This is a genomic window from Arthrobacter sp. B2I5, assembly GCF_030816735.1.
Classification (GTDB): domain Bacteria; phylum Actinomycetota; class Actinomycetes; order Actinomycetales; family Micrococcaceae; genus Arthrobacter.
In genome coordinates, this window is the sequence record NZ_JAUSYF010000001.1 from 3,719,377 (window position 1) to 3,730,385 (window position 11,009).

Annotated in this window: 10 protein-coding genes; 5 read left to right on the plus strand and 5 right to left on the minus strand. The window is 66.3% G+C overall.

What is annotated here, in order from left to right; genetic code table 11:
• Positions 1-2 precede the first annotated feature (2 nt).
• Genes QFZ60_RS17200 through QFZ60_RS17210 form a run of 3 tightly spaced genes read right to left on the minus strand, consistent with a single transcriptional unit; the run spans position 3 to position 3,300 of the window.
• Positions 3-926: a carbohydrate ABC transporter permease gene (locus tag QFZ60_RS17200; RefSeq protein WP_307092040.1), complete on the minus strand. Its 924-nt coding sequence runs from the start codon at positions 924-926 to the stop codon at positions 3-5.
• Positions 923-1,933 carry a carbohydrate ABC transporter permease gene (locus tag QFZ60_RS17205; RefSeq protein WP_307092042.1) on the minus strand — a complete coding sequence of 337 codons (1,011 nt, stop codon included), beginning with the start codon at positions 1,931-1,933 and terminating at the stop codon, positions 923-925. The genes QFZ60_RS17200 and QFZ60_RS17205 overlap by 4 nt, the downstream gene beginning before the upstream one ends.
• A 5-nt stretch (positions 1,934-1,938) precedes the next feature.
• Positions 1,939-3,300: an ABC transporter substrate-binding protein gene (locus tag QFZ60_RS17210; protein ID WP_307092045.1), complete on the minus strand. Its 1,362-nt coding sequence runs from the start codon at positions 3,298-3,300 to the stop codon at positions 1,939-1,941.
• A gap of 180 nt (positions 3,301-3,480) precedes the next feature.
• Between QFZ60_RS17210 and QFZ60_RS17215 the strand changes: the two genes are divergently transcribed.
• Positions 3,481-4,572 (plus strand): LacI family DNA-binding transcriptional regulator, encoded by a 1,092-nt coding sequence (locus QFZ60_RS17215; RefSeq protein WP_307092047.1) that lies wholly within the window; start codon positions 3,481-3,483, stop codon positions 4,570-4,572.
• Between the two features lie 147 nt (positions 4,573-4,719).
• Here QFZ60_RS17215 and QFZ60_RS17220 read toward each other — a convergent pair whose 3' ends face one another.
• Positions 4,720-5,967 carry an FAD-dependent oxidoreductase gene (locus QFZ60_RS17220; protein ID WP_307092049.1) on the minus strand — a complete coding sequence of 416 codons (1,248 nt, stop codon included), beginning with the start codon at positions 5,965-5,967 and terminating at the stop codon, positions 4,720-4,722.
• Positions 5,960-7,255: an aromatic acid/H+ symport family MFS transporter gene (locus QFZ60_RS17225; protein ID WP_307092051.1), complete on the minus strand. Its 1,296-nt coding sequence runs from the start codon at positions 7,253-7,255 to the stop codon at positions 5,960-5,962. Before QFZ60_RS17225 ends, QFZ60_RS17220 begins: the two co-directional genes overlap by 8 nt.
• Before the next feature lie 48 nt (positions 7,256-7,303).
• Between QFZ60_RS17225 and QFZ60_RS17230 the strand changes: the two genes are divergently transcribed.
• The 4 genes from QFZ60_RS17230 (at position 7,304) to QFZ60_RS17245 (ending at position 10,963) form a co-directional block, all read left to right on the plus strand.
• Complete coding sequence (locus QFZ60_RS17230) at positions 7,304-8,110, plus strand: IclR family transcriptional regulator (RefSeq protein WP_307092053.1); 807 nt, start codon at positions 7,304-7,306, stop codon at positions 8,108-8,110.
• A gap of 119 nt (positions 8,111-8,229) precedes the next feature.
• Positions 8,230-9,360, plus strand: a complete 1,131-nt coding sequence (locus QFZ60_RS17235; protein WP_307092054.1) for a cupin domain-containing protein — start codon at positions 8,230-8,232, stop codon at positions 9,358-9,360.
• Positions 9,360-10,205 carry a fumarylacetoacetate hydrolase family protein gene (locus QFZ60_RS17240; protein WP_307092055.1) on the plus strand — a complete coding sequence of 282 codons (846 nt, stop codon included), beginning with the start codon at positions 9,360-9,362 and terminating at the stop codon, positions 10,203-10,205. Before QFZ60_RS17235 ends, QFZ60_RS17240 begins: the two co-directional genes overlap by 1 nt.
• The gene (locus QFZ60_RS17245; RefSeq protein WP_307092057.1) at positions 10,205-10,963 is read left to right on the plus strand and encodes a maleylpyruvate isomerase family mycothiol-dependent enzyme; all 759 of its coding nucleotides are present in this window, start codon (positions 10,205-10,207) and stop codon (positions 10,961-10,963) included. The genes QFZ60_RS17240 and QFZ60_RS17245 overlap by 1 nt, the downstream gene beginning before the upstream one ends.
• The last annotated feature ends 46 nt before the right edge of the window (positions 10,964-11,009 follow it).

Genomic DNA, 11,009 nt, shown 5'->3' on the forward strand with positions numbered 1-11,009 from the left:
GGTTATTTAACTCCTCCGGCGGTCAGCCCGCCTACTAGGTAACGCTGGAAAATCAGGTAAAGAATGACCACGGGAGCGGCGCACACCAGCGCCGCCGCCATCATCTGGCCGTAGTAGGGAATGGCCCCGCCTTCCTGGGAAGCGCCGAAAATTTGAAGCGCGACGGCGGCGGTCTGGCTTTCCGGACGGGTCATCACCGAGGCGAACAGCACGTCGTTCCAGCCAAGCAGGAAGGCGAAGATGCCCGACACAACGATGCCGGGCCAGCTCAGCGGCAGGATGATCCGGAACAGCACGCCAAGGTGGGACGCGCCGTCGATCCTTGCTGCCTCTTCAAGCTCCTTGGGAAGCCCGCGGAGGTAGGTGACCATCACCCACGTGGAGAACGGCATGGCGAACGTCAGGTAGGTGACGAACAGGCCCCACTGGGTCCCGATGACCTGGATTCCCAGATAGGTTGAGGCCGAGGAAAACAGGACGAAGACCGGCAGCACCATGAGGGTGCCGGGCACGGACTGCAGTGCCAGCAGGCCGCGGAGGATGGTCAGCCGGCCGCGGAAGCTGTAGCGGACCAGGACGAACGCCGTGGAGATGGACATCGCCGCCGAGACCACTGCGGTTGCCCCGGCCACCAGGACGCTGTTGGTCAGGCCGGTGGCCAGGCCCACGCTGGTCCAGATCTTCGAGTAGTTCTCGAACGTGACCGTGGACGGCCAGAATTCCCCGTTGGCCACCCCGATGTCCGAGTTGACGGAAGCCAGGAAGATGTACAGCACAGGAGTCAGGACCAGGACGCCCAGGAAAACCAGGACGAAGATCAGCAAAGGGGTGGGCAGAAGCCGCAGCACCTCATGCTGGCGGTGCGATCCCGGACGGTCGACTTCGAAGGTGGCCGCACGCTGCCGGCTGGCTGTCGTGGTGCTCATTTCTTGGCTCCAGGTGTTTCGGCGTCGTCAAGCTTGACGGCACGGAGGTAGACGAACAGCGGGATGGCGATCAGCACCAGGGAGATGAAGGCCATGGCGGCGCTCAGGCCAAAGCGGAAGCTCTGGAAGCTGGTGACGTAGGTCAGGATGGGCAGGACTTCGACGTCGGCCGGTGCCGGAACGCCGAACAGCACGTACGGGAGGGTGAAGTTGTTGATGTGGTGCAGCATCCCGATCAGGAAGGCCAGCGCCAGCGGGCCCTTCAGGTAGGGGAACACCACGTAACGCAGCTTGTTCCACCACAGCGCGCCGTCCAGGGCGGAGGCTTCATGCACCTCGTGGTCCACGGACTGCAGGCCGGACAGTGCCAGCAGGTAGATGAACGGCCACGACGCCCAGATCTGGACCAGGACCAGGGTCCAGAAGGTCTGCGGCCCGTTCAGCCACAGCCCAACATTGATTCCCACGGTTGCCAGGGCCTCGTCCATGATGCCGCCCGGCTGGAGGATGGTCCGCCAGACGGTGGCCACCACGAAGGACGGGAGGACGTAAGGGATGAGGAAGACCGACCGGATGACGGCGCGGCCCTTGAAGGCGTTCTGGGTTGCGATGGCGGCAGCGATGCCCAGCGGCAGCGTCACCACCATGGCCAGGAGCGAGTAGCTGACACTGAGCCATACTGCGTGCAGCAACGGCGAACTGGTGACGGCTTCAACGAAGTTTTCCACTCCGATGAATGGTGCGCTGATCCATTTCCGCAGCGTGTACTGGTCCAGGTTCAGGGCGGACATGTAGATGCCCAGCAGGAGCGGGACCACGATGATGATGATCATCAGGGCCCCGCCGGGGATGAGCATCCACAGCGGCCGGTTGCGTTCGCTCAGGCCTTTGCGGCGGGGACCGCCGTGGTGCTCGGGGCTATGGCCGGCTGCATCGGCAGTCCGGGCCGCCCGGCCTGCGGCGGAATCCGCCGCAGGCCGGACTTCATGAGAGGCGTCAGTTGACATCGGAACTATCCTTTGGAGGCCCGGTCCAGGGAAGCCTGGCCCTTGTTCTGGGCGTCCTTGATCCTTTGTTCGAGGGCGGCCTCGTCCACCTTGCCGGCGGCCAGGTCCGGGACGGACTGGACGGTGACGTTGAGCAGGGCGAGCTGGATGTCGCCCCAGGCACCGGTGAAGGGGGTGGCCTTGGACTTTGCGGCAGCCTCAGCGAGCGGCTTGAGCTTGGCGTCAGTGAGGGTGGCGAGGGCCTCGGCGTTGGCCGGGAAATCACCGAAGGTCTTCTGGTAGTTCAGCTGCTCGTCCTTGGAAGTAATCAGCTTGATGTAGGCGAATGCCAGGTCCTTCTGCTTGGAGTAGTCAGCCACCACCAGGTTGTCGCCTGAGAGGATGCTGGCTGCGTCGCCGTCGGACTTGGATTGCGTCTCACCTGGCGCGATGGTGGGCATCAGGGTGTATTGGTACTTGCCGGCAACTTCCGATTTGTCCAGGGTTGGGATGGAGCTGGACGTGGTCATCATCAGGTAGCCGGCCTTGCCGCTGGCGAAGGCCGCCACGGCGTTGCTGTTGCTCCAGCCCACTGCAGCGGGGTCAACCACCTTGTCGTTGGTCAGCCAGCCGAAGTAGGTCTCATAGGCCTTCTTGACGGCGGGGTCGTCCATCTTCAGCTTGTTGCCGTCCACCAACGGGTTGCCTGCCTGGACGGACATTGCCCAGATGAACTTCCAGGGATCGAAGTTGTCCTTGTAGCCGGTAGCGATGCCATAGGTGCCGTCCTTGGTCATCTTCTTGGCCTGGGCGGCAAGTTCGTCCCAGCTGGTTGCGGGCTTGTCGATGCCTGCGGCGGCGAGGAGGTCCTTGTTGTACGCCATGACGAACGGACGGCTGACGAAGGGGATGCCGGCCAAGTGGTCCTTGTCCGGTCCGGAAATACCGAGTGCAGCCTGGTTGAAGCGGTCCTTGCCGCCAACCTTCTTCCAGTCGTCATCCGAGAGGGTGACGAATGCCTTGGTGGCGTAGGCGGTGGGGGTGAACGTGGTGCCCAGTCCGTAGACGTCCGGCCCCTGCCCGGAGACCACGGAGGTCTGGATTCGCGTGAGTTCATCATTGGCCGAAGCGAAGGTTTCGAACTTCACGTCCGCCCCGGTTTCAGCCTTGAACTTGGCAGCGATATCGCTCTGCCACTGCTTCTGCTGTTCGGGGTACTGGGGAAGGACGCCTACCAGGACGTTGAGCGTCTTGCCCGTCCCGTCCACTTTGCCGTCCGCATTCGTGGAACCTCCCCCGCCATCCCCGGAACCTGAACCGCAACCGGTCAGGGCGAGTGCTGCAGCCGTAACAATCGCCGCAAGCCCAGTAGTCGATTTAAACCTCATTGTTTTTCTCCTCTAGGACACCCACATGGCCACATCCGTCCTGTGGCGGAAATCACTGCAGGCGACTCGAAAGCCAGTCTAGGAAGATGGCAAGCAGGTGGCAAGCGGTTGCCAAAAGTTGCCATAAGTGCTCAGATGGAGGCAGTAAAAAGACAAGGGCACGCCGGCAGGAAACTGGGGATGGCGGTTCGTCCAGCCAGCAAGGAAAGGCTCACTGCCGTGGCTGATTCAGGGACTACAGGCACCGCCCAGGACGCGCCCAAAAGGGATGCCCGGCGGGACCGCCCGCCCACCATCCGCGACGTTGCCGAACTGGCCGGGGTGGCAACGTCCACCGTGTCACGGGCCCTTGCCCGACCGGACCGGGTCAATCCCCGCACGCGCGTCCGCATTGAAGAGGCGGCAGCGGAACTGAACTACGTGCCAAGTTCTCAGGCGCGCGGGCTCAGTTCCGGCCGGACCAACGCAGTAGCCGTGCTGGTGCCCGACATCACCAACCCGTTCTACTTCGACATCATCCGCGGCACCCAGCACCAGCTCAAGGCCGCCGGCGTGACCCAGCTCCTGGTGGACACCGAGGAATCAAGCGAGATGGAACTGGATGCGCTGCACAAGATGCGCAAGTCCGCAGACGGTTTCATCCTTGCCGCCTCGCGCCTGACGGACGCCCAACTGGCTGAGGTCTCACGGACCCAGCCCCTGGTCACCTTCAACCGGGCCTCCACCAGCGCCCCCACCGTGATGATCGATACGCCCTCCGCCATCATCCAGGCCCTGGAGCACCTGGCCTCCCTGGGCCACCACAGAGTCTGCTATGTCGCCGGGCCGCCCACCTCATGGTCAAACCAGGCGCGATGGAAGGTCTTCGAGGAAGACGCCACAAGGCGGGGCATGGAGGTCCACCGGATCGGCCCCTACACCCCGAAGACGACCTCAGGGGCCGCCGCGGCGGACGCGGCGGTCAGGACGGGGGCCACGGCCTGCATCGTCTTCAACGACCTGCTGGCCATCGGAATGCTCCAGCGCCTGCAGGCGCGCGGCATCCGGGTGCCCGCCGACATGAGCATCATCGGTTCGGACGACATCTTCGGCGCCGACTTCTGCAATCCCCCGCTGACCACAATTTCGAGCCCCATTGAACAGGCCGGGAGGGTGGCGGTGTCCATGCTGCTGGCCCAGCTCAACCCGCTGTCCGGAAGTGCCAGCCGCCAGCTCGCCGTCATGCCCACCCACCTGACCATCCGTGAGTCCACCGGCCCCGCACCCCACTAGCCGAATCCACTGCTCCGTATCTGCCGTTTTCAGGGGTCAAAACGGCAGATACGGAGCAATGGATTGTGCGTGGCAGCCCAGACCAAAGGCGGGCGTACGACGGCGGGAGCCACCCGCCGTCGTACGCCCGCCTTTGGAAAGCGGTGCTTAGGCTTCCACCAGCTTGGCCCTGGCCGGAACCTCCGCGGGAACCCCGGGCTCGCCGCGGCCGTACAGCCAGTCGTTGTACTGGAAGTTGTTGTCACCGCGGCTCTTGAACAGCATGTTCCGCAGGACGCGGGCCACGCCGCCCACGTGCCAGGACTCGCCCCAGATCCGGGCGGTCCGCTGCACGCGGGCCGTGCGGGCGGCACGGGCTTCATTGAACTCGCGGAAGGCCGCCTCCCAGGCGCCGGCGTCAATCCCCTCGGAGGTGAAGACCTTGTTGCGCGCCACGTCCTGGAGCACTGCAGCGTCCTCCAGCGCCTGGCAGGCCCCTTGGGCCAGGTACTGCAGCATGGGGTGCGCGGCGTCGCCGATCAGTGCCATGCGGCCGGACACCCAGTTCCCGATGGGATTACGGTCGTACATGGGCCAGCGGATGCCGGTGGCCAGGTTCTTCAGGGCTTCCTGCACAGCCGGGACGCAGTCCTTGTAGGCTGCCTCGAGCTCGTCCACGCCGCCGTACTGCTCTTCGCCGCGTTCGAATGACGGGGACTTGAACACCGCCACGGTGTTGAGCAGCTGGCCCTTCCGCAGCGGGTACTGGACCAGGTGGCAGTCCGGGCCCAGGTAGACAATGACGTCCTCCAGGTCCGTGGCCGGGGTCTCCTCCGTGATGGGCACGGTCCCGCGGTACGCCACGTAGGCCGAGTTGACCGGACCGTCGTTGGCAACCGTGCCGCGGAGGGTTGATTTCAGGCCGTCGGCAGCCAGGATGGCGTCGGCTTCGAAGACCTCGCCCTTGGCGGTGTAGGCGCGGGCCCGCTCGCCATCGGTTTCCACCTTCTGCACCAGGACGTCGTTCACCAGGGTGACGCCGGCTTCCTGGCAGGCCTCCAGCAGGATCCGGTGCAGGTCGCTGCGGTGGATGACCACATAAGGGGCGCCGTAGCGTTCCTCGAACTCGCCGCCCAGGGTCTGGCGGGTCAGTTCCTCGCCGGTGATGGCGTCGCGGAACACCAGGTGCTTGGGCTGGACGCCGATTTCCAGCGCTTTTTCCAGCAGGCCCCAGCGCTTGAGGACGCGGGAAGCGTTGGGGGCCATCTGCAGGCCGGCACCCACTTCACCGAAGGCCGGCGCCACTTCGACCAAGGTGACGTCGGCGCCGTTTTCGCGGAGCGCCAGGGCTCCGGCGAGTCCGGCCATGCCGCCGCCCACTACAAGGACGTCGGTGGACTCTTTGACGTTAGACATTGGAAACTCCTACTGCTGTTGATTTCTTGATTTTGATGCCGACTGCCGCGATCAGGACTGCTGCCGCGGCGGCTGCTCCGGCAAACGCCAGGAAGTTTGAATTGACGCCCAGGCCCGCAGCGAGCAGGAGCCCGCCGGCCTGCGGTGCGGCAACGGCGCCGATCCGGCCCACGCCGAGCGCCCAGCCGAGGGCGGTACCGCGGAGGTGCGCCGGATAGTGGCTGGCCACGGCGGCGATGATGAGACACTGCGTGCCGTGCGTTCCGACGCCGGCAAGCACCAGCATGAAATAGACGACGGCGACGGGCGGCCCGGTCACCAGGACCATCAGGGCGACGGCGGCAACCGCCGCTGCCGCGATGGCCGTGGGGATGGGTCCGAACCTGGTGCCGGCCCAGGCGGTCAGCACCGAACCGGCCACGGCGCCCAGGTTGAGCGCCAGGGCGAACGTCAGGGCGGAGCCAAGGTTGTAGCCGGCCAGCTGCATCAGGTTGGGCAGCCAGGTGCCCAACCCGTACCAGGCGAACAGGGTCACCAGGGTGCCGATGGCAAACAGGACACTGATCCCGAGGTAGGGCGCCCGCAGCAGCGAGCCGAATCCCACCGATGCGCTGGCGGCACTGCCGCCGGCTGCCCCGGCAGGCTTGGGTGCCAGGGTTTCCGGCAGGAAGCGAAGGCCCAGCGGGATCACCACCACCAGGGCGACGACCGCGACCAGGAACATGACGGGCCAGCCGAAGGCCGGAATCAGCGGGATACCCACCAGTGCGGCGAGGGAGCCGCCGATGGGAACGCCGGACATCATCAGGGTGGCGATGGTGGACCGCCATTTTTCCGGCACCAGTTCGGCCACGAGGGCATTGGCTGAGGGCACCAGGCCGCCCAGTCCGATGCCGGCCAGCAGGCGAAGGCCGCCGAAGACCGGCGCGTTGGGCGCGAACGCGCAGAGAATGGTGAAGACGGAGAAGACGACGGCGCAGCCGATAATGGTGCGCCGCCGGCCCCAGGTATCGGACATGCGGCCGGCGAAGACCGCCCCGATCATCATGCCGACAAAGGCCATGGACCCGATGGTTCCGGCCGTGGCCTTGGTGAGGCCCCAGCCGGTGTCGTTGATGAGCGAGCCCTGGACGGTGCCGTAGACGATCAGGTCGTAGCCGTCGAAAACGACCAGCAGCCAGCACACCAGGACGGCCAGCACGGAACGCCGGGGGAACCCGGAACGGCCTGCGCCCAGAGCGGGGGCGGCCGTGCGCTGCGGCGCTGCAGCGGAAGTTGTGTGATTCATCCCACCACTGTGCTGGCAGTCATAGCACTCCACCCATAAGATTCTGTCATGCAGAATCTTCCGGCCCGGCGGAAGCCCACCTACTCCATCGAAGCGGTGGACAACGCCCTGCAGCTCCTCCAGCTCCTCCGGGACGTTGGCAGCCTGCGGCTCAAGGACGCGGCAGAGGAACTGGACGTGGCACCGTCCACCGCCCACCGGCTCCTGGCCATGCTGGTGTACCGCGGCTTTGCGGTCCAGGATGAGACGCGCCGGTATGTCCCCGGTCCGGCGATGGGGGCGGGCCCGGCGGGGTTCAGCTGGACCCGGAAGCTGCGGGACATCTCGCGGCCGCACATGGAACTGCTGTGCGCCCGCACCAACGAGACTGTCAACCTCATGATCCGGGTGGGCACCAAGGTCCGCTTCCTGGACACGGTGGAGAGCACCAACATCCTGCGCGTAGGAGACCGCCAGGGCACCTTGCTCCCTGCGCACAAAGCCTCGGGCGGCAAAGCCATCCTGGCCGAACTGGATCCCGCCGTGCTGGAGCAGCTGTTCCGCAGCCCCAATGCGGAGCTGGGCGGCGACTACATTCCGGACTCCGAGTATCCGGCCTTCCTGCGCGAGCTGGAGTCCGTGCGCGCGAACGGGTTTGCCGCCAACTTCGAAGGCACCGAGGAGGGCATCAGCGCCTTCGGGATGGCCCTGCACAACGGCAAGGGCATGGTAGTGGGCGCCCTGAGCGTGGCCACTCCGGTGGCACGGTTCCGCCCGCTGTTCGACGCCGGACTGGTGGGCGTCATGGTGGAAACCCGGCGGCAGCTGGAAATAGACATCGCCGCCAATCCGGCCGACAGCGCAGAGGGCGCCTGAGCAGGGCCGGCAGCGGTGCCGGAAGGAATTCTGGCAGCCAGAATATGCTGGGGATCACAGCACATCTTCCCTAGGGTCGAATCCACGTCGCAGTCAGTCCGCACGCAAGGAGAAGGCCAGTGTCGATCAGCGCTGAAAACCAAACGCACGAGTCCGTAGCGCAGGAACACCATGTTCCCGAGCCCACCCCGGAGGAGGCTGCCCAGCTGGAGCAGCTGTACCGGGATTTCGATAAAGAGAACCTGATTCCGCTGTGGACGGAGATCGCGGACCTGATGCCCATGGTCCCGTCCCCCAAGGCAGTGCCGCACGTCTGGCGGTGGGATGACCTGTACCCCCTGGCCGCCCGCGCCGGGGACCTGGTGCCGGTGGGCCGCGGCGGGGAACGCCGCGCCATCGCGCTGGCCAACCCGGGCCTGGCCGGCACCCCCTACGCCACCCCCACGCTGTGGGCAGCCATCCAGTACCTGGGCGGCCGCGAGACAGCCCCGGAGCACCGCCACTCGCAGAACGCCTTCCGCTTCGTCGTTGAGGGCGAGGGCGTGTGGACCGTGGTTAACGGGGACCCCGTCAGGATGTCCCGCGGCGACTTCCTGCTCACCCCGGGCTGGAACTTCCACGGCCACCACAACGACACCGACGAGCCCATGGCATGGATCGACGGGCTGGACATCCCGTTCGTGCACTACGCCGACGCCGGGTTCTTCGAGTTCGGCACCGAGCGCGTCACCGATGAGGCCACCCCGGACATCTCCCGCTCCGAGCGGCTCTGGGCCCACCCGGGCCTGCGCCCGCTCTCCGGGCTCGATAACACCACCAACTCCCCCATCGCCGCGTACCGGTGGAAGTACACCGACGCCGCCCTGCGCGAACAGCTGCTCCTCGAGGACGAGGGCCACCCCGCCACCGTCTCCCAGGGCCACGCCGCCGTCAGGTACACCAACCCCACCACCGGCGGGGACGTGATGCCCACCATCCGGGCCGAGTTCCACCGGCTGCGCGCCGGCGCCAGCACCGAGCCGCTGCGCGAAGTGGGCTCCAGCGTCTGGCAGGTCTTCGAAGGCACCGGCACGGTGGTGCTTAACGGCGAAACGAAGGTCCTGGCCAAGGGCGACCTCTTCGTGGTGCCGTCGTGGGCCGCCTGGTCCCTGCAGGCCGAATCAGAGTTTGACCTCTTCCGGTTTAGCGACGCACCCATCTTTGAGCGCCTGAACTTCAACCGCACCTACATCGAAGGACGCACCAAGTAATGAAACTCCTCACCCTCCGCCTGAATTCCGCAGACACAGGCAACGGCAAGAGCACGACGGCGGTCCGCCAGGACGGTGACACCCTCACCGAGATTCCGGGCTTCTCCGACGTCGGGGCCCTGCTGAAGGACCCCAACTGGGAAACCACGGCGAAGGAAGCCCACGGCGCAACGCACGCGCTCGACGGCGCCGACCTCGCCGCCGTCGTGCCGTCCCCCGGCAAGATCATCTGCGTGGGCCACAACTACCGCAACCACATCAAGGAGATGGGCCGGGAAGTCCCGGACCACCCCACCCTGTTCGCCAAGTACGCCGAATCCCTGATCGGCCCCAACGACGACCTGGCCCTGCCGCAGGAATCGGACACCGTGGACTGGGAAGCCGAACTCGCTATCGTCATCGGCAAGTCCGGCCGCCGGATCAGCGAGGCTGACGCGGCGGACCACATCGCCGGGTACTCCGTGCTCAACGACGTCTCCATGCGCGACTACCAGTTCCGCACGATTCAGTGGCTGCAGGGCAAGACCTGGGAAAAGTCCACCCCGTTCGGCCCCGCCCTGGTCACGAAGGACGAGTTCACCCCCGGCCCGCTCATGACCTCGGCCGTGGACGGTGAAGTCCAGCAGAGCACCCCCACCTCGGACCTGGTGTTCACCCCCGAGTTCCTGGTCTCCTACATCTCCACGATCATCACCCTCAACCCGGGCGACGTCATTGCCACCGGCACCCCCGGCGGCGTGGGCCACGCGCAGGACCCCAAGCGCTACCTGCAGGAGGGCCAGGTTCTGGTGACCACCATCGAGGGCCTGGGCCAGCTGACGAACCGCGTGGTCAAGGAAGCCTGATGGTTGCCCGCCACGACCAGGCCACCGATCCCGTCCTGCTTGATGGACTGCTGCAGGCCCGGCGCGGCACCGCGTTCTTCGCCCGTAAGCTCAACGAGCTCCCGGACGCGGAACTCGACGGGGACTCGCTGCTGCCGGGCTGGAGCCGCCGCCACGTTGTAGCCCACGTGGGTTACAACGCCCGTGCCATCGCCCGCCTGGTGGAGTGGGCAGCCACTGGAGTGGAAACACCCATGTACCCCTCCGTCGAGGTCCGCAACCACGAGATCGACTTCGGCGCCACCCTGAGTCCCATCGCACTGCGGAACCTGTTCGACCACTCCGCGGTCCACCTGAACGTGGAATGGCGCGACCTGCCCGCCGACAACTGGCACCACAAGGTCAAAACCGTCCAGGGCAGGACCGTCCCGGCGGAGGAAACGGTGTGGATGCGCACCCGCGAGGTTTGGGTGCACGCCGTGGACCTGGACAACGGGGCCACGTTCAAGGACATCCCCGCGCCCGTCCTGGAACGGCTGCTCAAGGACATCACCGGTGCCTGGCACGCCGGCGGGACGGACAAGGACTTGGTAGTGGAGGTCACCGGCCAGTCGTCGCCGCTGACCTTCGGTGACACGGCCGCCGCCGCACCCACGGTGGTTTCCGGCTCCCTGCCGGCCATCGCGCAGTGGGCCACCGGCCGCGGCACGGACGGAACCACAGCAAAGCGCGACGGCGGACTGGTCACCCCGGCGCCGCCGGCGCCGGCCTGGATCTAGCCCGCCGTCCCGCGGTTCAACGCCCGGGGCCGTCCGACGCGCGGCC